Source organism: Streptosporangium sp. NPDC001681 (assembly GCF_040298085.1).
GTDB lineage: Bacteria > Actinomycetota > Actinomycetes > Streptosporangiales > Streptosporangiaceae > Streptosporangium.
The window spans coordinates 76,609-98,763 of sequence record NZ_JBEOZN010000002.1 but is presented as its reverse complement, the minus strand read 5'-3'; the positions used below and the strand labels follow the sequence as shown (position 1 = coordinate 98,763).

The 22,155-nt window shown below is 70.8% G+C and carries 17 protein-coding genes; 7 read left to right on the top strand and 10 right to left on the bottom strand.

What is annotated here, in order from left to right:
- The first annotated feature begins 68 nt into the window (after nt 1-68).
- The 3 genes from ABT130_RS01335 (at nt 69) to ABT130_RS01325 (ending at nt 6,092) form a co-directional block, all read left to right on the top strand.
- A complete protein-coding gene (locus ABT130_RS01335) occupies nt 69-2,573 on the top strand; it encodes a glycoside hydrolase family 9 protein (RefSeq protein WP_350951862.1) in 2,505 nt (834 codons plus the stop codon).
- Nucleotides 2,574-2,688: 115 nt separating this feature from the next.
- Complete coding sequence (locus ABT130_RS01330; protein WP_350911212.1) at nt 2,689-4,251, top strand: cellulase family glycosylhydrolase; 1,563 nt, start codon at nt 2,689-2,691, stop codon at nt 4,249-4,251.
- 200 nt (nt 4,252-4,451) lie between these two features.
- Nucleotides 4,452-6,092 (top strand): endo-1,4-beta-xylanase, encoded by a 1,641-nt coding sequence (locus tag ABT130_RS01325; protein WP_350951860.1) that lies wholly within the window; start codon nt 4,452-4,454, stop codon nt 6,090-6,092.
- A 444-nt stretch (nt 6,093-6,536) separates the two neighbouring features.
- Here ABT130_RS01325 and ABT130_RS01320 read toward each other — a convergent pair whose 3' ends face one another.
- The 3 genes from ABT130_RS01320 to ABT130_RS01310 form a co-directional block, all read right to left on the bottom strand.
- Entirely contained in the window at nt 6,537-6,857 is a 321-nt protein-coding gene (locus ABT130_RS01320; protein WP_350951858.1) for a hypothetical protein, read from the bottom strand.
- Nucleotides 6,858-7,198: 341 nt separating this feature from the next.
- Complete coding sequence (locus ABT130_RS01315; protein WP_350951856.1) at nt 7,199-7,837, bottom strand: SGNH/GDSL hydrolase family protein; 639 nt, start codon at nt 7,835-7,837, stop codon at nt 7,199-7,201.
- A 249-nt stretch (nt 7,838-8,086) separates the two neighbouring features.
- Nucleotides 8,087-9,115 carry a neutral zinc metallopeptidase gene (locus ABT130_RS01310; RefSeq protein ID WP_350951854.1) on the bottom strand — a complete coding sequence of 343 codons (1,029 nt, stop codon included), beginning with the start codon at nt 9,113-9,115 and terminating at the stop codon, nt 8,087-8,089.
- Nucleotides 9,116-9,249: 134 nt separating this feature from the next.
- Between ABT130_RS01310 and ABT130_RS01305 the strand changes: the two genes are divergently transcribed.
- Entirely contained in the window at nt 9,250-10,917 is a 1,668-nt protein-coding gene (locus ABT130_RS01305) for a DUF2207 domain-containing protein (protein ID WP_350951852.1), read from the top strand.
- Between the two features lie 37 nt (nt 10,918-10,954).
- On the opposite strand, the gene ABT130_RS01300 is transcribed toward ABT130_RS01305, so the two are convergent.
- Nucleotides 10,955-11,896, bottom strand: a complete 942-nt coding sequence (locus tag ABT130_RS01300; protein WP_350951851.1) for an asparaginase — start codon at nt 11,894-11,896, stop codon at nt 10,955-10,957.
- Nucleotides 11,897-11,954: 58 nt separating this feature from the next.
- Here ABT130_RS01300 and dtd point away from each other — a divergent pair, with 58 nt between their 5' ends.
- A complete protein-coding gene (gene dtd, locus ABT130_RS01295; RefSeq protein ID WP_350911198.1) occupies nt 11,955-12,380 on the top strand; it encodes a D-aminoacyl-tRNA deacylase in 426 nt (141 codons plus the stop codon).
- Between the two features lie 125 nt (nt 12,381-12,505).
- Here the strand turns inward: dtd and ygfZ are convergent, their stop codons facing one another.
- Entirely contained in the window at nt 12,506-13,489 is a 984-nt protein-coding gene (gene ygfZ, locus ABT130_RS01290; protein ID WP_350911196.1) for a CAF17-like 4Fe-4S cluster assembly/insertion protein YgfZ, read from the bottom strand.
- A gap of 265 nt (nt 13,490-13,754) precedes the next feature.
- On the opposite strand from ygfZ, the gene ABT130_RS01285 reads away from it, so the two are divergent.
- Complete coding sequence (locus ABT130_RS01285; protein WP_350951849.1) at nt 13,755-15,590, top strand: RNA ligase family protein; 1,836 nt, start codon at nt 13,755-13,757, stop codon at nt 15,588-15,590.
- Nucleotides 15,591-15,592: 2 nt separating this feature from the next.
- Complete coding sequence (locus tag ABT130_RS01280; protein ID WP_350951847.1) at nt 15,593-18,508, top strand: poly(A) polymerase; 2,916 nt, start codon at nt 15,593-15,595, stop codon at nt 18,506-18,508.
- 105 nt (nt 18,509-18,613) lie between these two features.
- Here ABT130_RS01280 and ABT130_RS01275 read toward each other — a convergent pair whose 3' ends face one another.
- From ABT130_RS01275 to ABT130_RS01255, 5 genes are all read right to left on the bottom strand, one after another.
- Nucleotides 18,614-19,027, bottom strand: a complete 414-nt coding sequence (locus ABT130_RS01275; RefSeq protein ID WP_030924489.1) for a Fur family transcriptional regulator — start codon at nt 19,025-19,027, stop codon at nt 18,614-18,616.
- On the bottom strand, nt 19,024-19,290 hold the full coding sequence (locus tag ABT130_RS01270) for a hypothetical protein (RefSeq protein ID WP_350951845.1): 267 nt from the start codon (nt 19,288-19,290) through the stop codon (nt 19,024-19,026). Before ABT130_RS01270 ends, ABT130_RS01275 begins: the two co-directional genes overlap by 4 nt.
- Nucleotides 19,291-19,814: 524 nt before the next feature.
- Nucleotides 19,815-20,750, bottom strand: a complete 936-nt coding sequence (locus ABT130_RS01265; protein WP_350951844.1) for an NAD(P)-dependent oxidoreductase — start codon at nt 20,748-20,750, stop codon at nt 19,815-19,817.
- A gap of 427 nt (nt 20,751-21,177) precedes the next feature.
- Entirely contained in the window at nt 21,178-21,483 is a 306-nt protein-coding gene (locus ABT130_RS01260) for a DUF2470 domain-containing protein (protein ID WP_350951842.1), read from the bottom strand.
- 91 nt (nt 21,484-21,574) lie between these two features.
- Nucleotides 21,575-22,084: a heme-binding beta-barrel domain-containing protein gene (locus tag ABT130_RS01255; protein ID WP_350911186.1), complete on the bottom strand. Its 510-nt coding sequence runs from the start codon at nt 22,082-22,084 to the stop codon at nt 21,575-21,577.
- Between the last annotated feature and the right edge of the window lie 71 nt (nt 22,085-22,155).

The following is a 22,155-nucleotide window of genomic DNA, read 5'->3' as shown; positions in this document are numbered from 1 at the left end:
GGGAAGGCGAGAAGCCGCTTCCTTCGAGGAGCGGAGGAGTCACGAAGAAAACCCTGGCGGTTCTCGCCATGGCGGTTCTCACGTTGTCCGGCCTGACGACCGTGCCGGTGCCCGCGGCGTCTGCCGCCGCGGCGCCGCAGTTCAGCTACGGCGAGGCGCTGCAGAAGTCCATCTGGTTCTACGAGGCCCAGCAGTCGGGGAAGCTGCCGAGCTGGAACCGCGTCGGCTGGCGCGGCGACTCCGGGCTCACCGACGGCCAGGACGTCGGGCTCGACCTGACAGGCGGCTGGTACGACGCGGGCGACCACGTCAAGTTCGGCCTGCCGATGGCGGCCAGCGCGACGATGCTGGCCTGGGGCGCGGTGGAGTACCGCGACGCGTACGTCTCCTCAGGGCAGCTCACCCACCTGCTGAACAACCTCAAGTTCGTCAACGACTACTTCATCAAGGCCCACCCGTCGGCGAACGTGCTGTACGGGCAGGTCGGCAACGGCGGCAAGGACCACGCCTGGTGGGGTCCCGCCGAGGCGATGCAGATGGAGCGGCCCGCTTACAAGATCGACGCCTCCTGCGGCGGAGCGGATCTGGCCGGGGAGACGGCGGCGGCGATGGCGGCGTCATCCATCGTCTTCCGTCCGACAAATCCGACTTATGCCGACACGCTGGTGACGCACGCCAAGCAGCTCTACACCTTCGCCGACACCGTGCGGAAGAAGTACAGCGACTGCATCACCGACGCGTCGGGCTACTACCAGTCGTGGAGCGGCTACAACGACGAGCTGGTCTGGGGCGCGATCTGGCTGCACCGGGCCACCCAGGACGCCTCCTACCTGGCCAAGGCGGAGTCGTACTACGACAACCTCGGCACCGAGCCGCAGTCCACCACGAAGTCCTACAAGTGGACGATCGCCTGGGACGACAAGTCGTACGGCACCTACGTGCTGCTGAGCAAGCTGACCGGCAAGCAGAGGTACCTCGACGACGCCAACCGCTGGCTCGACTACTGGACCGTCGGGGTCAACGGCCAGCGGGTGAAGTACTCACCGGGCGGCCAGGCGGTGCTCGACCGGTGGGGATCGCTGCGCTACGCGGCCAACACCTCGTTCGCGGCCCTGGTCCACTCGGACTCGATCACCGACGCGACGCGTAAGGCGAGATATCACGACTTCGCGGTCAGGCAGATCAACTACGCACTCGGCGACAACCCGCGCAACTCCTCGTACATGATCGGGTTCGGCGCGAACCCGCCGAAGAACCCGCACCACCGCACCGCGCACGGCTCGTGGACCGACCAGATGACCAACCCGGTCGAGACCCGCCACACCCTGTACGGCGCCCTCGTCGGCGGCCCGCCCGACCCCGACGACAAGTACACCGACAAGCGCGACGACTACGTGATGAACGAGGTCGCCACCGACTACAACGCCGGCTTCACCAGTGCCCTGGCCCGGCTCTACCGGGAGTACGGCGGAGCCCCCGCCGCGAACTTCCCGGTCGCCGAGACCCCCGACGGGCCGGAGATCTTTCTGGAGGCCGGGGTGAACGCCTCGGGCTCGACGTTCACCGAGATCAAGGCCATCGTCAGGAACCAGTCGGCCTGGCCCGCGCGCCCACTGACCAACGGCTCGTTCCGTTACTACTTCACCCTCGACGGCACCACGACAGCGAACCAGATCACCGTGTCGTCGGCCTACAACCAGTGCAAGGCTCCGACCGGGCCGACCTTGCTGTCCGGTAAGACCTACTACGTCACCATCGACTGCTCCGGCACCTCCATCTCCCCCGCAGGCCAGTCGCAGCACCGGCGCGAGGTGCAGTTCCGCCTCGCGAGCACCGGCACGTGGGACCCGTCCAACGACTGGTCGTACGTGGGCGTCGCCACCACCCCCGGCGCGACCCCGGTCCGGGTGCAGAACATGACGCTCTACTCCGGCACGACGAAGATCTGGGGCACTCCCCCCGGTGACGAGCCGCCGCCGCAGGAGGACCTCGTCGCCCCGTCCCGGCCCGGCAAGCCCGCCGTCTCCGCGATCACCGGGAGCGGCGCCACGCTGACCTGGACCGCGTCGACGGACAACGTGGGCGTCAGCGGCTACGACGTCTACCGGGGCACGACGAAGGTCGCCACCTCCGCGGCCGCCTCGTACACCCTCACCGGCCTGACCCCGGCGACGGCGTACACCGTGTCCGTGGTGGCCAGGGACGCGGCGGGCAACTCCTCCGAGGCGTCCGAGAGCACCGCGTTCACCACGACCCAGGCCCCGGCGGGCGGCTGCACCGCCACCTACACGGTGGGCAACAGCTGGCAGGGCGCCTTCCAGGGCGAGGTCACCGTCAAGAACGAGGGCGCCTCGGCGATCTCCGGCTGGACCGTGACCTGGAAGTTCCCCAACGGCCAGACGATCAGCCAGCTCTGGAACGGCACGCTCACCCAGACCGGGGCGGACGTGTCGGTCAGGAACGTGGCCTGGAACGGCAACCTCGCCCCGAACGCGTCGGCGTCCTTCGGCTTCACCGCGAGCCAGAGCGGCGCGGGCGGCATCCCCACTCCAGTGACCTGCACCGCGAGCTGACACCTTCGTCCCTCCAATGTCCAGGCGCCCCGGTCCGCTCAGCCGGCGCCCCCCTGCCCCGGCCGGGCGCGACGACCCCTCCGCCCGGCCGGGCACTCCCCAACCGAGGTAGGTCATGCGTTTCAGAAGCCTGGCGCTGCTCGCGGCGCTCCTGCTCTCGTTCTTCGTCTCGATCCCACCCGCCCACGCCGCCGTCGGTCTCCGGGTGAGCGGCACGAAGATCGTTGAGTCGAACGGCAACACGTTCGTCATGCGGGGTACCAGCCACGCGCACACCTGGTACCCGTCCCAGACCGCCTCGTTCGCGGGTATCAAGTCGCTCGGCGCGAACACGGTCCGGGTGGTGCTCAGCGGCGGCCGGTGGACCGCCAACGGCGTCTCCGACGTGGCGAACGTGGTCTCGCTCTGCAAGCAGAACAAGCTCATCTGCGTGCTGGAGAACCACGACACCACCGGGTACGGCGAGCAGAGCGGCGCCTACACCCTCGACCAGGCCGTGGACTACTGGATCAGCGTCAAGAGCGCGATCGTCGGCCAGGAGGACTACGTGGTCCTCAACATCGGCAACGAGCCCTTCGGCAACAACGCGACCACCCCCGGCTGGACCCAGGCCACCTCGTCCGCGATCTCCCGGCTGCGGAGCAACGGCTTCCAGCACCTGATCATGGTCGACGCGCCCAACTGGGGCCAGGACTGGAGCTTCACCATGCGCGACAACGCGGCCACCGTCTTCGCCGCCGACTCGCAGCGCAACACCGTCTTCTCCATCCACATGTACGGCGTGTTCGACACGGCCGCCGAGGTCACCGGCTACATGCAGAGCTTCCAGACCGCCGGGCTGCCCCTGGTCGTCGGCGAGTTCGGCTTCGACCACTCGGACGGCAACCCCGACGAGGACACGATCATGGCCCAGGCCCAGGCCAGGGGCATCGGCTACCTCGGCTGGTCGTGGAGCGGCAACGGCGGCGGCGTCGAGTACCTCGACCAGGTGACCAACTTCAACGCCGCCAGCCTCACCAGCTGGGGCCAGCGGCTCTTCAACGGCGCGAACGGCATCGCGCAGACCTCCGTCGAGGCCAAGATCTACGGTGGGAGCACCACCCCCGACACCGAGGCGCCGACCAAGCCGGGCACGCCCACCGCCTCCGCGATCACCGGGAGCGGCGCCACGCTGACCTGGACCGCCTCGACGGACAACCGCGCCGTCACCGGCTACGACGTCTACCAGGGCACCACCAGGCTCGGCTCCTCGGCGACGAACTCGATCACCCTGACCGGGCTCAGCGCGCAGACCTCCTACACCGTCCACGTGGTGGCCAGGGACGCGGCCGGGAACACCTCTCCCGCTTCCAACACCACCACCTTCACCACCACCTCGGCCCCGCCGAGCGGCTGCACCGCCACCTACAAGACGGTCAACTCCTGGCAGGGCGGTTTCCAGGGTGAGGTCACCGTCAAGTGCACCGCCGCCGTCACCGGCTGGAAGACCGTTCTCACCTACCCCTCGGGCGTGAACATCACCCAGTCCTGGAGCTCCACCCTGTCCGCCGCTCCCCCGGCCTTCACCTTCACCAACGCCGCCTGGAACGGCTCCATCCCCGCCGGCGGCTCCACCACCTTCGGCTTCATCGGCAGCTGGAGCGGAAGCGGCACCCCACCCACCCCCACCATCTCCTAGCCCACCCGCAGTCCCCACCCGCACGGAGTTCTCCCGCGCGAGCGACCCTCCCGTACGAGAACCCGGTGCGGCCGGGGCAAGGGGGTACGGCTCACCTGCCGTGCCCCCTCTCCCCGGACCGTTTCCGAAAGTTTCGGTATCTTCTCGCAAATTTTCTAATCACTAGGCCGGATCTTCCCGGCCCTCAGAGAGGACCCCCCATGTCCAGCCTCCGCAAAGCGATCTCGGCAGGGGCGATCGCCCTGCTCCCGCTCGTCACGGCGGCCGTCGCCGTCCTGCCCGCCACCCCGGCCCACGCCTCCGCCTCCCTGCGCGAACACGCCGCCGCGCGCGGCAAGTTCATCGGCGCCGCGGTCGCCACCTCCCCGCTGGCGAACGAGACCTCCTACCGCAACATCGCGGCGACCGAGTTCAACCAGATCACCGCCGAGAACGTCATGAAGTGGGACACCACCGAACCCAGCCAGAACCAGTTCAACTGGACCGGAGCGGACGCCGTCGTCAACTTCGCCACGCAGAACAACCAGCAGGTGCACGGGCACACGCTGGTCTGGCACAGCCAGACGCCGAGCTGGGTGCAGAATCTCAGCGCCACCGACATGCGCTCCGCGATGCAGAACCACATCGCCAAGGTCGCCGGCCGCTACGCCGCCAACCCCACGGTCGTCTCCTGGGACGTCGTGAACGAGGTCTTCGACGACAACGGCAACATGCGCAACTCGTTCTGGTACCAGAAGCTCGGCGACACCTACATCGCCGATGCCTTCCGGGCCGCCCGAGCCGCCGCCCCTGACGCCAGGCTCTGCATCAACGACTACAACGTCGAGGGCGTCAACGCCAAGAGCACCGCGATGTACAACCTGGTGCGGACGCTGCGGGCGCAGAATGTGCCGGTCGACTGCGTCGGGTTCCAGGGGCACCTGGCCACCCAGTACGGCTTCCCCGGCCAGGTCCAGCAGAACCTCCAGCGCTTCGCCGACCTCGGCGTCCAGGTCAGGTTCACCGAGATCGACGTCCGGATCCAGATGCCCCGCGACGCGGCCAAGGACGCCCAGCAGGCCACCTACTACCGCGACGTCGTCAACGCCTGCCTGGCGGTGACCCAGTGCGCGGGCATCACGCTCTGGGGCTTCACCGACAAGTACTCCTGGGTCCCCGACACCTTCCCCAGCGAGGGCGCGGCCCTGATCTACGACGCGAACTACGCCAAGAAGCCCTCCTACACGGCGGTGCACGACGCGCTGGCCGGTGGCACCACCACCCCGGACACCGAGGCCCCGACCAGGCCGGGCACTCCGGTCGCCTCGGCCATCACCTCCTCGGGAGCGACCCTCAACTGGACCGCCTCCACCGACAACCGCGCGGTGACCGGCTACGACGTCTACCAGGGAAGCACCAGGCTCGGCTCGTCGGCCACCAACTCCATCACGCTGACCGGCCTCAGCCCGCAGACCGCCTACAGCGTCACCGTCGTCGCCCGTGACGCGGCGGGTAACACCTCGACCGCCTCCGCGGCGGTGACCTTCACCACCCTCGCCGGGCAGCCCGGCGGCCCCTGCACCGCCACCTACAAGACGGTCAACTCCTGGCAGGGCGGTTTCCAGGGTGAGGTCACCGTGAGCTGCCCCTCCGCCGTCACCAGCTGGAAGACGGTCCTGACCTACCCCTCGGGCGTGAACATCACCCAGTCCTGGAGCTCCACCCTGTCCGCCGCTCCCCCGGCCTTCACCTTCACCAACGCCGCCTGGAACGGCTCCATCCCCGCCGGCGGCTCCACCACCTTCGGCTTCATCGGCAGCTGGAGCGGAAGCGGCACCCCACCCACCCCCACCATCTCCTAGCCGTACGCGGACCGGCGGTCCAGCGTCGGCCTCACGGGCCCCGTGGCCGGTTCACACCGCGTCACGGGGTTTCCCATCTCAAGATCGATGATGACGCGAAGGAAGCCGGACAGCGCGAGGCGGCGACACCGCGGTTCGAAAACCGCGGCGCCGCCGCCGGTAATCCTGTGAGAAACAACAACTCGCACTGTGTTGAGAGTCAGGATCCCGAAGAGATTCTTTCCGGGTTTCCGTGCCCTCGGTTCGGGGCGGCGTTTCTCTGTGGAAAAACACGGTCCCGGTGAATACCGGATCCCTATCTCTTGGCGACGCTTCCGGAGCCGCACGAAATCGCGGATCCGGCCGCGAGTGGCCTCACATCTCGGATGTCTTCGACATCCCGGATGCCCCGGCCCCGCATCGCACCCCGATCAGAGCGCGGCCACGGCTGGACGGCCGGAAGGCCTAGTCCTCATCGTCGAAGCCACGGAAGCCGGAACCACCGCTCCTGTTGCTCAGCCGGTTGACGTTGTTGTTGTGGTTGTTGATGATCACCCTGACCCGGCTGTGGCCGCGGTGGCCGCGTCCCCAGCCGCCGCAGCCGCCGCCGCGGCAGCCGCAGCCGCGCCCGCAGCCGCCGCCCCAGGTCGGGAAGGCCGCGGCGGTGACCGTGGTGGTGGTCGCGCCGGCGCTCGTGGCGGTGGTCGCCGCACCCATACCGACAGCCCCACCGGTCAGCGCTGCACTGATCGCGAGCCCTGCGATAACACTCTTGGACTTGGGCATTGTGTTTCCCCTCGAAAGGTTCAGTTACCCCAATTTCCGACATTTCCTAGATCTGCCGAAAATCGCCTGAGATGACCAGATATGAGCCATCCCTGATTGTCATAGTTTCCTGCCATGTCTGCCCACAAACAACGATTCAAGGCTTTTACACTATTCTTGTCTAGTTATGGCGGACATTAAACTATTATGAGTCGCTTTGGGATGGAATGTCCTTTATGCACCCTGAGGAGCCGCAATCCACGAGGACCGGGCGAGCCACCGAACCCGCGGCTCCCGGTCCCGCCACCGGGAACGGACGGACCGCTCTTCGCACCGCCGGCCAGGGCAGCGGGCGGTACGCGTCAGAGGGGACGGGCATCGATGCCGTACTCGTGCAGCCTGGTGACCATCCAGCGGGCGAGGCGCAGATGGCCCACGAGGGTGGGATGGACACCGTCGGGCAGCACCGCCCCTCTGCCCCAGCCCCGGCCGTGCGGGCCGAGCGGTTCGAACGGGTCAAGGAAGGGCACCTCCAGCCGGTCGGCCGCGGTCGAGACGGCCTCCCTCACCCGGTAGGCCCATCGGGGAGCCCTCGTCATCCAGATCGGGCCGACCAGCACGATCCTGGTGTGCGGCCACTGCCGCCTGACCAGCTCCAGCAGGCGGACCACCGCTCCCTCGATCCTGGCGGCCCCGATCCGGCGGTCGTTACGCCCGCCGGAGATGATCAGCAGGTCGGGCTCCGGACGCCAGGAGAGCTCCTTGACGAAGGACTGCTGGAAGGTCCGGCCCACCTTGCCCGGGTTGACGAAGCCCGTTCCCGCGGCGCCCGCGGTGATCAGCTGCCAGCCCAGCTGCCGGGCGACATGTGCCGCGTAGCCGTCCCATCCCTGTACCGGCCCCGACCCGACCGTGAAACTGTCACCGATGATCATGACGAGTGGCGCCTGGCTCGGGGGGGACGGGGTGGCCGAGGCGGGGAGTTCGGCACCCAGCGTCACCGGTACGACCGTGCCCCCCTCAGGGACACATCCCGAAATAAGACAGGAAATCGCTACAACAAGCGCGACCGCGAACGCCCACGGTCGTCTACGTGCGGGCGTGCGCATGCCACCTCGGGGGACGTCGGACTGCCGACTGATTGTAGATGTCCACCGGTAGCCGGACTCGGAAAGCGGAAAAGCCGGACCCGATGGCGTCACGGGGTCCGGAAGCCTTTCCGAGCGGCCTGCCCGTTCGGCGGGAGCGGGTCAGCTGACCTGGGAGGGAGGGACGACCCAGGTGTTGCAGTAGGCGATCCGGGCGTACTTCCAGCCCTGGTGGAGCCAGGCGGCGTAGTGCTCGCCGTTGCCGTGGTCGCGCCGGGGGTTGCCGTTCCGGTCGTCGCCGCGCCCGTAGTCCGTCCGCAGCACCTGCTGCCAGCGGGCGCCGGTGATGCCCAGCGGGACCCGCACGGTTCGGGCGAAGGCCCCGGCGAGACACTGCGCCTGAAGCTCGTGGCGACGGGAGTGCGCGTCCTGCGCCTCGCGGGGCCTGGTGGAGACCTCCCACCACCAGGCCCCGCCGATGCCCGCCATGGACTGCACGTGGTGGGCGTACTCGTGGGCGAGCACGGTCAGGTAGGGCACATGGTTTCGGGCGGGGTCGACCTGACCGCTCTGCTGGATCACATGACTCAGGCCGATGTACATGCCCCGGTTGGCCGGGCAGTAGTAGGCGGAGGCGTCGGGGTTGGGATAGACCCCGCAGGGCCCGCGTCCCGCACGGGACCAGTAGACCTTGCTCGGCCGCAGGAAGACCGCTCCGGCCTGGGAGAACTTCGCGCTCCACGCCCGGTCCAGACAGCCGGTGACGGCGTTGAGGTAGGCGAGCATGTCGCCGGGGTCGGTCGAGGGCCGAGGAGCGCGGCAGGAGGTGGGGCGCATCAGGCCGGTGCCGTACAGCGGGTTGCGCTTGAGCCGGGCCGCGGTGTCGGAACGGCGCATGTAGCGGAGGTCGACGGCCATGCTCCGCTCCGCGGCGGCCGGCGCTATCTCGGTGTCCCCCAGCGAGCCGAGGTTCAGCTTCCGCGGCGGGGTGAAGGCCGGCGGAGTGATCTCGACCTCGCCGGTCTGCGTGGGGACGGCCTTTCCGGTCGCCACCGGGGCCGTCCCGGGACCGGCCGGACTCTCGGCCTCCTCGCCACCGGCCAGGCCGGCGATCACCACGACCCCGGCGAACGCCAGGGCGAGAATACCCAGAACGCCAAAGGCCAGCGGGTTCGACCTTCGTGGGCGCATGCGACCGCCTCTCCAAAGAGTGGATCTTCGGGCGGCAATCTAGCGGATACACACACATATGGGTTTATGGGCGTGAAGAAATGGATATGGGGCCGATCATCACGGCTCGGTGCTTCTCGATAGGCTCCCGACCCATGGCGGCATCTTTCTCGCACCGAGCAGCCGGAAGCCTGGCCGCGACGGCCATCCTCGCGTTGCTGGTCAGCGCCTCCCCTGCCCTCGCGACCGTTTCCGCGTCCCCCCAGGCCCCCCAGGACGGCAAGGTGACGAGCACGACGGTCCAGATGGAGCTCCGGCAGGACGGGGTGCTTCATGTCAAGGAAGAGGTCACCTTCGAGGGCGACGCACCGTCGCGCGACCTCGTCGACCGGACCCGCTACGACAATCGCAGCGACCGGCTCTACCAGGTCACCGACCTGAAGGGCGACGCCACTCTGACCGGCGGCACCATCACCCTGAAGGGCACGGGCAGCGCCGTCCTGGAGTACGACGTCAGGGGCACCATCACTCCGCTCACCGACGCCCAGGAACTGCGCTGGTACGCCGTGGGCGGCTGGTCCGTCCCGGTCGAGCAGGCCAGGGTCACCGTGAGCGGCCCGGCCGCGCTGCAGCACCTGTCGTGCTTCGCCGGCCCCCTGACCTCGGCGATCGCCTGTACCGAGGCGTCCATGGGCCACACGGGCGTCGCCGCCGAGTTCGGGCAGCAGGGCCTGGGCGCCGGCGAGGTGCTCACCGTGGTCATCGGCTACCCCGCCGCCGCCACCAAGGGCGCGCCGATCCTGGCGCGCCGCTTCGAGCTGTCCAACGCCTTCACCCTCAACACCGTGACCGGCGGCGCGCTGGCCGCCCTGCTCCTCCTGATGCTCGGCGGCCTCGCCCTCCTCTACTGGACACGAGGCCGGGACGCCCGCGTGGTCGGCCACGAGTCGGGCTCGCTCAGCGGCGTCGAGAACGGCCACTTCGCCCCGCCGGACGGCGTCCGCCCCGGTCAGATCGGCACCCTCATGGACGAGCAGGCCGACGTGATCGACGTGACCGCCACGATCGTCGACCTGGCCGTCCGGGGCTACCTCAGGATCGACGAGCAGCCCCGGCAGACGTACGAGACACCCGACTGGAGGCTCGTACGGCTGCCCACCGCCCAGGTCTCCTCGTTGATGGCCTACGAGCTGGAGCTCTACGACGCCATCTTCGACGGCCGCGACACGGTGCTGCTCTCGGAACTCCGGGGATCGTTCGGCGCCAAGCTCGGCAAGGTCCGCGAGGCGCTCTACCGCGACGTGGTCAAGCAGGGCTGGTTCGCCCGCCGCCCCGACACCGTCCGCACCCGCTGGACGACCCTCGGCGTGCTCCTCACCGTGCTCGGCGTCCTCACCACCTTCGCGCTGGCCTGGCTCACCACGTACGGGCTGCTCGGCCTGGCCCTGATCATCGCCGGTGCCGCCCTGGCGGTGGGCGGCCAGTACATGCCGGCCAAGACCGCCAAGGGTGCGGGAGCGCTCGCCCACACCCTGGGGTTCAAGGAGTACCTGTCCGGCGGTGACATCACCGATGACGTGCCGACGGCCCAGCGGGTGGAGCTGTTCTCCCGCTACCTGCCCTACGCCGTGATCTTCGACAGCGTCGACCGCTGGGCCCGCGTGGTCTCCTCGGTCACCGGCAACGGTCAGCAGGCCGACAACCTGTACTGGTACCACGGCCCGGCCGAGTGGGACCTGTCCAGGTTCGCCGACTCGATGCGGACCTTCACCATGACCACCTCCGGCGCGATCTCCACCACCCGCCAGTTCCGCTCCCTTTGACCTCGTCGGCGGGGCACCGGGAGACCTGTGCTGATCACTACCGCACGCGGATCTCCCCCACCGGACGCCCGCCGCCGAGCAGCACCCCGGTGGCCAGCTCGTCGAGCTCGGGGCCCTCGAAGCCGAGCGCCCGCAGGGCCGCGACGGTGACCGGAACCCGGGCGCGCTGGCCACCATCCTCGATCTTGACGGTCCCCGAACGCCCGTCGCCGAAGGCGAAGGCGTCGAACGCCTCCGCACCGACCTTGACCATCAGCCCGGGAATCGCCCGCATCAGCCGAGCCTCGGGGCGGATGGTGCCCGACGTCCATTCGGGGTGGGCCCGGAAGGCATCCGCGATCCGGCGCTCCGGAGTGCCCGGCTCGGCCAGGACCAGTGCGCGGAACGCCCGGGTCACGCCCAGCATCGAGACGAAGAACAGCGGGGCGCCGCAGCCGTCCACCCCGCCGGCCGCGACACGCTCGCCGGTCAGCTCCTCGACCGCGGCGCGGATCGCCCGCTGCAGCGGATGGGCCTGGTCGAGGTAGGTCTCCACCGGCCAGTCATTGACCACGCAGGTGGCGAGCATCGCCGCGTGCTTGCCCGAGCAGTTCATGTAGACCCTGGCCCGGCCCCCTCCGGAGCGCAGCACCTCCTCCCGGGAGGCGGCGTGCTCGGGCAGGTCCTCCGGGCAGCCCAGCGCGCTCTCGGCCAGCCCGGCCCCGGCCAGGATCTCGCGTACCCCGTCCACGTGGAACGGCTCACCCGCATGGCTCGCGCACGCCAGCGCGAGCAGTTCCTCCTCCAGGAGGAGCCCGGCGCGGACCATGGCGAGCGCCTGTAGGGGCTTCATCGACGAGCGCGGCGAGGCCGGCGCGTCCACCGCCCCGTGCACCCTCACCAGGGAGCCGTCGGCGGCGACGGCGAGCATCCGCGCCCGATGGGTGGACTCCACGAACCCCGAGCGGACGACCTCGACGAACAATGACTCAGCAGACACCTTTGTCTCCTTTCGCCCAGAGTCTAGGGAGGTCGGGAGGCACGGGATGATGGGAGGCATGCGTGCGGTCGTGCAGCGGGTGAGTTCCGCGTCAGTGGTGGTGGACGGCGTGACGGTCGGGGCGATCGACGAGCCGGGACTGCTGGTCCTGGTCGGCGTGACCCATACCGACACCCCCGAGCAGGCGGCCAGGCTCGCCGCCAAGCTCTGGGGCCTGCGGATCCTCTCCGGCGAGAAGTCCTGCTCCGACATCGGCGCGCCCCTGCTGGTGGTCAGCCAGTTCACCCTGTACGGCGACACCCGCAAGGGGCGCCGCCCCACCTGGCAGGCCGCCGCGCCGGGTCCGGTCGCCGAACCGCTGGTCGAGACGGTCTGCGCCGAACTGCGCGGGCTGGGCGCCCACGTGGAGACGGGGGTCTTCGGCGCCGACATGAAGGTCGGGCTGACCAACGACGGCCCGATCACCCTGATCCTGGACGTCTGAGCCCCGGGATCGGGACTTTCCCGGTAAGCCGATCTCTCCGGGGCTCGGTGCCCCGAAGAGATCGCCCGAGAGGTGGCCCGGAGAGGTGGCCCGACCACCCCGATCCCGGACCGGAAGCGGTGCCGTCAGCGGATGCGGCGGCGCAGGGCGGGGTCGATCTGGACGTTGCGCCCGGCGTCCGGCGGCACGATGACCTCCTGGGACGCGGCCACCCCGCCGGCCTCCAGCGTGGCGTCCACCGGCACCGTCCGCTTGACCACGGCCAGCGCGATCGGGCCCAGCTCGTGGTGGCGCGCGGCACTGCCGACGGAGCCGACCTCCGCGCCGTCGTACGTCACGGGGGCACCGTGCTTCGGCAGGGTGTCGACGCTGCCGTCCAGGTGCAGGAAGACCAGGCGGCGCGGGGGGTGACCCAGGTTGTGGACGCGGGCCACGGTCTCCTGGCCCTTGTAACAGCCCTTGCTGAGGTGCAGGGCCGTGCCGATCCAGCCCACCTCGTGCGGGATCGTCTTGTGGTCGGTCTCGAAACCCAGCCGGGGGCGGTGCTCCTCGATCCGCAGCGCCTCGTACGCCCAGAGCCCGGCGAGCCTCAGCCCGAGCCCCGCCGCCAGCTCCTCGCGGGGGAGCAGGATGTCGCGCCCCACGGCGACGGCCCCCGCCGGCAGGTCGGGCCGCGCCGGTCCGGCCACGGAGACCACGGCGTAGCGATCCGTCACGTCGGTGACCTCGACCCTCAGCATGAACCGCATCTTGTCGAGGAACGCGGCCAGCTCCGCGCCGGTGCCCGGCTCGACATGCGCCCAGACGGCCGCACCGTCGTCGACGAGGACGAGGTGGTGCTCCACCCTGCCCTGGGCGTCCAGCAGCAGCGTCTCGGTGGGCCGACCAGGTTCAAGGTCGTCGAGTTTCTGCGAGCTGAGGCTGTTGAGCCAGCTCAGACGGTCGGGTCCGGAGATCCGGATGACCTCGCGGTTGCTCCGGTCGACCATCGCCTCTCCGGCGAGCAGCGCGCGCTGCTCGGCGAACGGGTCACCGTAGTGTCCGGCGACATCGGCGTCGGGGGTGTCGGCCGCGACCGCGCCGGGAGTGTCCAGCAGAGGGCTTCGCATGTACACAGCCTACGAGGCCGCACCAGGCAGGGCGGCGGCGACTCCGCCACGCTCCCGGTACGGGTTCCGGAGGCGCCCGCGGATCGCGGCGGCTCAGGGGCGGAGCGCCTCCGGAGGATCAACGGGTGCGCGCCTCCCCCGGCGGTGCGGCCGACCCGCGCCGCTCGTCACGATCCGGGCGCGGGCCACGCCTTTATCCTGTGGATCCGCCCCTCCCTCTCCCCCTACAGTCGCCGGAGCGCGACGTCGTCATCGGGAGCGGATCATGCGAGTGCACTACCCCCGCACCCCTCACCTGCCCTGGTCTCCTGGGGCCACCTCGGACGACGTACGCGCCGACGGCCTGTCGGGGCTGGCCGGCCGGGAGGTCGTCGTCACCGAGAAGCTCGACGGGGAGAACACCACCGTGTACCCCGACGGGGTGCACGCCCGGTCGCTGGATTCGGCGCACCATCCGTCCCGTGCGTGGGTCAAGGCCCTGCACGGCAGGATCGCCCGGTTCCTCCCACCGGGCCGGCGGATATGCGGCGAGAACCTCTACGCCCGGCACTCGATCGAGTACCGGGACCTGGAGAGCTGGTTCTATGCCTTCTCCATCTGGGACGGTGACCACTGCCTCGACTGGGACAGGACGGTGCGCCTGACCCGGCGGCTGGGGATTCCGGTTCCGCCGGTGCTGTGGCGCGGCACCTTCGACGAGCGGGCGCTGCGGGCCCTGCGCCTGGACACGGCGCGGCGGGAAGGGTACGTCGTACGAACGGCCGCCGGATTCCACCGGGAGGAGTTCGCCCACCACATCGCCAAATGGGTGCGCCCACGGCATGTCCGGACGACCGAGCACTGGATGCTCGCGCCTGTCGTCGAGAACGGCCTGGGACCGGCCGCCGCGCTGTGGGAGGTGCGTTCGGGAGCCGATCCGGACGTGCCGGCGCTCATCGCGGCGACGGGGATGACGGCCGATGACCCGGCGGGGCCGGGGGCAGGCTCCCCGGAAACGGCGCGACGGCCGACCACGGCGACCGGTGACCCGGCGGGGCCGGTGATCCCGGCGGCCGCCGCCGAGCGCGTCGAGGCGGCCGTGGCCGACGTCTCCGCCAGGCTCGACCTGCTCGGCCGCACTGGGGACGCCCGGCTGGCGGGCGTCCTGGCCACCCTGTTCCGCGGCACCCGCCGGGCCTGGCTGGCGTCCGCCCTGGTGGCTCCCCTCGGCATGCCTCTGGCCCGGCGGGTCGCCGACCTGGCCGAGCTGAGCACCCGCCTGCACCGTCCTTTCCCCGACGAGGAGCGCAGGACCGGCCTGGTACGGCTGACGGCCGCGGCCGACCTGGGAGTCCTGCACGCGGTCGCCGCCGCGGCCCTGACCGGGCGCGCCGACGGTGACGCCGCCGACGCGCGCGAGCAGGTCGGCTGGTCCGAGCTGCACGCCGACGAGGCCGGGCTGCTCGGCGAGGCACCGCTGGAGCCGCTGCGCCTGGGCCTGCGCCAGGCGCTCGACGGATGTGATCCCGACGTGGCGGACCGGTGCTGGGCCGAGACGCGGGAATCCTACGCGCTGGGCCGGATCGCCACGGCCGAGGAGGGCCTGGCGGTGAGCGGGCGCTGGCGGTCCGGCCGGTTTCCCCGGCTCGTCGTCATGGTCGGCCCGTCGGGCAGCGGGAAGAGCACGTTCGCCCGCGGCCTCCCGGACGCCGGGGCCGTCGTCGCGCTCGACGACCTGCGCCAGGCCCGGGGGTCCCGGTCCGACCAGCGGGCCAACCCGGCGATCCTCCGCGAGGGCCTGCACCGACTCGACGCGCTCCTGGCCGGCGGCGGAACCGTGGTGTGGGATGCCACGGCCCTGAACCGGCACCAGCGCTCCCTGGTGCACACCGTGGCCCGCGGGCGCGACGCGCTGACGACACAGGCGGTCATGCTGGTCCCCGGCGACGTGCTGGCCCGGCGTAACGTGGGCCGTGCGCACCCGGTGCCGCCGGAGGTGCTCTCCGCCCAGCTTCGCCGCTTCTCCCCGCCCTATCCGGGAGAGGCGCACCGCACGTGGTACATCGGGCCGGAGGGAAACGTCCTCGACGTCGCCGGAGCCCTCGACAGCGATGAGGAATGATCATGCGGACGAGTGAGGAGATCTTCCACCGGATCCGCTGGGATCCGCGGTTCGACCCGGCGCGGTTCGTCCTGGGCATCAACGTGCGCGGGGCCTCGCCCAAGCGCGTGCCACTGCCCGCGTTCGTACCGGGAGGCGACATCCCCTGGCACCGGATCCTGTTCGTCGAGGCCGACGGCGAGACGGTCTGGGACCGGTCGGCGGGCCTGGACCGCATCGACTCGTCGCAGGCCGGCCGGGTACGGGATCCGCGCAGGCTCCGGGCACCGTTCTTCGCGGCCAGGACGCCGTTCGCGTGGGATCCGGTCGCGGGCTGGCGCCCCGCGCCCCCCGTACCGGCCGGGGCCGCGTCCGCGACGGCACACCTGCGCGTGCTGACCTGGAACACCCTGTGGGACCGCTACGACAGCGACCGGCTGGACACCGCGCGGCGCCGGCCGCTGCTGCTGGAGGAGCTGGAGCGGGCCGACGCGGACGTCATCGCGCTGCAGGAGGTCGAGGCCGAGCTGCTCGGCATGCTGCTGCGGACCCCGTGGATCCGCTCCGGTTACACGCTGAGCACCGACCCGGCCGGCCAGGACGTCGACGACGCCGGGCTCCTCCTGCTGACCCGCCTGCCCGTTCGAGAGGCGGGCCTGCACGTCCTCGGCCCGCACAAGGCCGTCGCGGCCGTCACGGTGGAGTCCACCGCCGGGCCGGTCGTGGTGGCCGCCACGCATCTGACCAGCGACCACACCGACAACGGCCCCGCCCGGCGCGAGGCCGAGCTCGCCCGGCTCGCCGAGGTGCTGCTCGGCGTGGACGGGGATGTGATCCTTCTGGGCGATCTCAACGACGGCGGGAGCCGGCCCGCCGAGGTGCTGGGCCTGCGAGACGCCTGGACCGAGGCCCACGGCCCCGATGACGCGACCGCCACCTTCGATCCGCGGGCCAATCCGCTGGCGGCCCTCTCCTCACTCTCCGGCCGCGCCTCCCGGCTCGACCGGGTCCTGCTGCGCGGCCACGACCTGCGCGTCACGACCGCGGCCGTACGGGGTGACGTTCCGGCGCCGGACGGCCTGTTCGTATCGGACCACTACGCCGTCGCCGCCGACGTCGCCATCGGCGGGAGCGGGCACGAGGTCTCCGACGTCTCCGGCGTCCTCGACGCGCGCCCGACGGCACGGACCGCGCTGGTCTGGATCCCACCGCGGGAGCTCTGGCCGGCGATCCAGGAGATCCGCCGGGAGCACGACCCGCAGATCCGCAGGTGGCCACCGCACGTCACGGTGCTGTTCGGTTTCGTACCGGAGTCCGACTTCGAGGAGGCGGCCCCCCTGCTGGCCGCCGCCGCGGCCTCGATCCCCCCGTTCACCGCCCGGTTGGAGGGCGTGCACGCCTTCTCCCATCGGGACGGCTCCACGGTCTGGCTCGACCCGGCCGCGGGCGGAGCCGAACCGTGGGCCGCGCTGCGCGGCGCGCTGGAGCGCGGGTTCCCCCGCTGCCGGGGCCGCTCCGCGGGCTACACCCCGCACCTGACCCTGGGAAGGGTCCGGGATCCCGAACGGCTCGTCGCCGACTGCGCGGCGCGGCTGGGCGGCGGGTCGGTGCGGGTCGGCGAACTGGTCCTGCTGTCACGCCGGGGTGAGGAGCCCATGCGGCCCCGGGCGACCGTCGCCCTCGGAACGGGCGAGGTGCGCTGGCTCGACCACGGGACACGCGCGCCCGACGGCCCACCGGAGCCGGCGCGCACCTCCGGGGACGCCCCGGGATCGGGAAAGGACGGCGCCGCCGTGGCACGGGAGGTCGTGGCGCGGCTGCGGGTCTCGCTGGCCGAGGGGGTCGTGCACGTCGCCGGGTCGCGACGCCTGGGCTGCGCCCTGGCCGACGCGGACCTGGACCTGGTGGTGGCGCTGCCCGCGGCGGTCGCCCCCGCGGACGTCGAGGCGCGGGTGCGGGCGGCACTGCCGGAGGCGATCGGGCTGCGGAGTGTGATCGGCGCCAGGGTGCCCGGCCTCCGGTTGCGGATCGACGGTCTGGACGTCGATCTGGCCGTCGTGGCGGTCACGGGCGTCACCCCCGCCGAGGCGGTGTCGCGCCGTACGGAGCTGGACGAGGCCTCGGCGATCGCATTGAGCGCGGTCAGCGACGCCGACGCCGTGCTCGCCGCGGTCGGCGCGCACCGCGCCGCCTTCGCCGGGCTGGCCCGGGAGGTGAAGGCATGGGCGAGGGCGCGCGGGCTGGACTCGGCCCCGTTCGGCGGGTTGCCGGGCCTGGCCTGGACCATCCTCGCGGCGCGGACGGTGTGCGAATCCGGGGATCTTCCTCCCGGCGACCTGCTCCGGCACTTCTTCGGTACCTGGGCCGCATGGGACTGGCGCCGGCCGGTCGGCCTGTGGCCGGAGGCACCGGACGGGCCGCCGGACGGGCCGCCGGACGGAGGGTCCGGCGCGGCCGTGTCGGTCACGACCCCCACGGCCCCCGTCCGCCTGTGCAGTGAACAGGTCGGCGCCGGCGGGCGGGATCTGCTGGCACAGGAGCTCTACACCGCCTGGGAGATCGTGGAGGAGGCGGCGCGGACCGGCCGGAGCCCCCGGGAGGAGTTGCTGTCGGCGCCGCCGTCGCACCGGCGGCACGCCGCGTGGGCGGTGGTGACCGTGCGGGACGAGCGGGCCGAGAGGTTCGCCGTGACGCTGGGCCGCGTCCGGGGCCGGGTGCGTGCGCTGCTCACCTCCCTGGAACGCGCGGGGGCACGAGACGCGCACGCCTGGCCCCGGCCGTTCGAGACCGGGCCGGGAATGGCCCGGTTCGCGATAGGGCTCGGCCGCACGCCGCCGGACGCGGCCGCGCTGGCCGAGACGGCCGGTCCGTGGGCGGCGGGCCTGCGCGGAGTCGGCGTCGAGTGGGCGGAGGGCGGCGAGGTGCCGACGCTCCACTGATCACGCCTCGATCCGGGTTCCCCGCGGCCGGGTGTGCCTCCGCCGCGGCGCCGGCGCGGTCCCCGGCCGGCCGCGTCCGCGAAGGTGGCGGCCGGGTTCCCGCCGCTAGCGGCAGTTCCGGCAGCGGCCGAAGACCGTCAGGTGGTGCACGTCGGTGACGAACCCGAGCTTCTGGTCGAGGTTGTCGACGAAGCTCTCCACCAGATCCGGACTGACCTCGCTGATCTCCCCGCAGCCGCGGCAGACCAGATGCACGTGATCGGCCTCGGAGGTCAGGTGGTAGGTGGGGGCACCGTGCCCGAGATGGGAGTGGGTGACCATGCCGAGCTCCTCAAGGAGCTCAAGGGTCCGGTAGACGGTCGAGATGTTCACCCCGCGAGCGGTCTCCCGCACCCGGTTGCAGATCTCCTCCGGGGTGGCGTGCTCGCAGGCCTTGACCGCCTCAAGCACCAGCTGGCGTTGCGGAGTGACCCGGTAACCGCGCGCCCGCAGTTCCTCATGCCACGACGTCTCGGTCATGCCAAGAGTCTATGAGCATCGGGGCTCCACACGCCCACCCCTTCCCGCCGAAGATCTCCTCCAGCCTCGCTGGAGGCTGGAGGAGTGATCCGCTTCTGAATCAGCGGGTGGAGAGGTCTGCTCCGCAGGGACATCACGAAGGGATTGTCCGTGTCATCGGTCCACGACGCCGAGGAGATCCGGCTGATGTTCACCTCACGGCCAAGGATTCGCTCAGCCGTGCGCGCCGCGTCGTAGAGCTCGTCGTCGTCCGCGGCCCCCACGATGAGAGCGTGATCATTTGTCTGTTACTCGCGTCCCCCGTTCCATCAGGCCATATCGGGCCTGGTCAGGGGGTCGGCCTCAGGACGGGAGCCATCGGTTGCGTGGGGCCGCGAATATTCGCTTGCCTTGACGGCGCGGAATTTCGTAACGTACAGGCACGCCGAAAGGAGGTGGTCCGAACAATGGTTGATCATAGTTGGGCTAGCGAGGTGGCTGTCCGCTAGGACGCCGCGACCGGACTCTGTCCGGGCGTCTGGCGACGTTCGGCGAATCCACGACAATCACCGGAACCCCGGGCCGCCGGGGGCGGGCACTCCCGCCTTTGGTCCACCGGCCCTCCTGCTCAGCCAGGAGGAAGCGGTCCGGGGTTCTTCCCTTTCCGGCACTCCTCTTTCCAGGCCCTCCGCCCCGGGCCGGGACGCGCCTTTCCCGTACGACTCCGGATCGTGTCGCGGTCGCCCCCCGTCAAGCCGCGGCGCACGGATCCGGGACCGTGACACCCTCGGGGCCGAGGGGCTGGGGGTCACCCCTGGAAACCAGGATTGGCGCAGTGCAGCGGGCTTTCCCCGCCGAGGATCCTGACGATGTCCTCGCAGATCATCCGGGTGTGGTTGATCTCGGTGTCGTAGGTCCCCGAGCCCAGGTGCGGGGTGAGCACCACGTTGTCCATGTCGGCGAGCGGGTGGGACGGGTCGAGCCAGTCCCCGGCGAACCTGTCGAGGGCCGCGCCGCCCAGATGGCCCGCCTTCAACGCTCCGACGAGGGCGTCCATGTCGTGCAGGGCCGCGTCGGAGGTGTTGACGAAGATCGCTCCGGTCCTCATCGCGGCGAACTCCACAGCGCCGATCAGCGGCCTCGCGGACGCGGGGGCGTGTACGGAGACGACGTCGGCCTGAGCCAGCAGGACGTCGAGGCCGTACCGGTTCTCCGCCGCCTCGGGGTCGTAGACCATGACGCGCATGCCCAGCCCCCTCATCCGCCAGGCCACCGCGTGGCCGACCGCCCCGTAGCCGATCAGGCCGACGGTCCGGCCCGCGAGCTCCCACGCGCGGTGCCGCCGGTAGGAGACCACGCCGTAGCGGATCTCACGGTCGCCGACCGCCACCCGGCGGGTCACCGCGAGGATCAGGGCGAGGGTGAGCTCGGCCACCGCGTCGGCGTCGCGCCCCGGGGCGCAGACGACGGGAATGCCCCTGTCGGTGGCCGCGCCGAGGTCCACATTCCCCGCGTCGCCGCGGGCGCAGCCCACCACCAGCAGGGGAAGATCCAGCACCGGGCCCGCGACCTCGTCGGACTCGGTGATGAGGATGCGCGCCCCGATGTCCGCGAGCCGCCGGGCGAGGTCGGCAGCCTGGTACGGACCGTGCTCAGCCGGGTCGTAGTGGACGTCGATCAGCTCTCTCAGACGGTCCCACTCCGGACCTCGCATTGGCGCCAGCACAAGGGCTCGCGGTTTCACCGCGCCTCCTTATTTCAGGAAATTTCAGCATCTGGGAGCTTTCCACGAATGCCGTGATCAGTCCCGACATTGACCTGACTGTCACCAACGGCCCCATCAGCCTCTCCTGTTTTCGGACTTGTCCCTTCGTGGCCTCCTCCAGCGGGAAATTCCGCACGAAAATGCATTCAAGGTATGAAAGGCCGGAAAAAGCCAACGAATAAGGTCATCCGAATAAAACCCCCGGCCAGCGCCGTAATCACCGGCCCCGGCTTCCGGCCGGCGCCTCCATAGCGGTGCCCCGGGGCAGGCTCCGTACAGTGCCCCGGGGCAGTGGAAGGCGAAGGTCCGCGACCGGGCTCGGCTCCGGTGACCGGTCCGTCGCCGATCCTCGCGGCCGTCGCGCTCGACGCCGGCCGGCGGGGTCCCGGATCGGGGAGGCTCCCGGTCAGTGCTCGCCGCGGGCGGGGACGCCGAGGGCCGCGCAGGCGTCCCGATAGAGGCGGACGACCTCCGTACGGACCTGCGCGCGTTCGGTCAGCGTGGTGCTCCACGGGACCCGGACCGGAATCTCAAGCTCGCCGACCACGGCGGCGAACTCGATCGCCTCGGCGTCGACACCGGTCGTCGTCGCGCCGGTGGCCTCGGGCTGTCCGCCGAGGCCCTTGCAGATCAGTAGCGCGTCGTCAGCGTGATCGTCGTTCATGTGGCGCTTGATGGCCTCGACCGCTTCGGGGGTGAAGGGAGTGCTCATCCCACAGAGCGTAGTCAGCGCCCTGCCTCTGTCGCCCCCGGGTGCGAGCAGGAGCGCTCATCCGGTACCCGGCTCGCGCCCCTTCGGGAATTCACCCGGCGTCGGGGACGAAGTCACCGACCCGCTTGAGCTCGGCCGAGATGTGGGACTGAAGCGGCTGGCCCATGGCCGCCATGTCGTACGCCCACATCAGGTTGCCGTTGACCAGGCCGTAGAGGCGGTGGCCTCCGGTGTACTCCTTGGCGGTGGCGGTACGGGCCACCACGTCGGTATGCAGCTCGATCTTGTGAAAGACCACCTCACCGACGTAGACCTCCACGATGCCCGTGGGATGTGACAGGCACACCTCCAGCTGACGCCCGGGGAGCTGGCGCCAGAAACCGGTCTCGACGCCCAGCGGGCGGACCTTGTTGCCCGCCTCGTCGAGCAGCCAGGTGCGGCTGTTGTAGGTCAGGAACGGCTTGCCGTTGTGGCCGAAGACGATTTCCTGGCCGAAGTTGAAACTCTCGATCGTCGGATATCCCCCGACGCCGGCGCCTTCCCACACGCCCACGAGGAAGGCGATCGGCTCAAGGTCGGGATGCAGTTCGGGAACGTCCATGGGTCCGAGCCTAGGCCCTGTCACGCGACGCTCGCCGTGGTGAGGGCCTGGCAGACGCTCGCTCGGCTCCG

Coding starts and splice junctions, on each gene's coding strand:
- ABT130_RS01335 (WP_350951862.1), top strand. CDS start 69: ATGGCGGTTCTCACGTTGTCCGGCCTGACGACCGTGCCGGTGCCCGCG.
- ABT130_RS01330 (WP_350911212.1), top strand. CDS start 2,689: ATGCGTTTCAGAAGCCTGGCGCTGCTCGCGGCGCTCCTGCTCTCGTTC.
- ABT130_RS01325 (WP_350951860.1), top strand. CDS start 4,452: ATGTCCAGCCTCCGCAAAGCGATCTCGGCAGGGGCGATCGCCCTGCTC.
- ABT130_RS01320 (WP_350951858.1), bottom strand. CDS start 6,857: ATGCCCAAGTCCAAGAGTGTTATCGCAGGGCTCGCGATCAGTGCAGCG.
- ABT130_RS01310 (WP_350951854.1), bottom strand. CDS start 9,115: ATGCGCCCACGAAGGTCGAACCCGCTGGCCTTTGGCGTTCTGGGTATT.
- ABT130_RS01305 (WP_350951852.1), top strand. CDS start 9,250: ATGGCGGCATCTTTCTCGCACCGAGCAGCCGGAAGCCTGGCCGCGACG.
- dtd (WP_350911198.1), top strand. CDS start 11,955: ATGCGTGCGGTCGTGCAGCGGGTGAGTTCCGCGTCAGTGGTGGTGGAC.
- ygfZ (WP_350911196.1), bottom strand. CDS start 13,489: ATGCGAAGCCCTCTGCTGGACACTCCCGGCGCGGTCGCGGCCGACACC.
- ABT130_RS01285 (WP_350951849.1), top strand. CDS start 13,755: ATGCGAGTGCACTACCCCCGCACCCCTCACCTGCCCTGGTCTCCTGGG.
- ABT130_RS01280 (WP_350951847.1), top strand. CDS start 15,593: ATGCGGACGAGTGAGGAGATCTTCCACCGGATCCGCTGGGATCCGCGG.
- ABT130_RS01275 (WP_030924489.1), bottom strand. CDS start 19,027: ATGACCGAGACGTCGTGGCATGAGGAACTGCGGGCGCGCGGTTACCGG.
- ABT130_RS01260 (WP_350951842.1), bottom strand. CDS start 21,483: ATGAGCACTCCCTTCACCCCCGAAGCGGTCGAGGCCATCAAGCGCCAC.
- ABT130_RS01255 (WP_350911186.1), bottom strand. CDS start 22,084: ATGGACGTTCCCGAACTGCATCCCGACCTTGAGCCGATCGCCTTCCTC.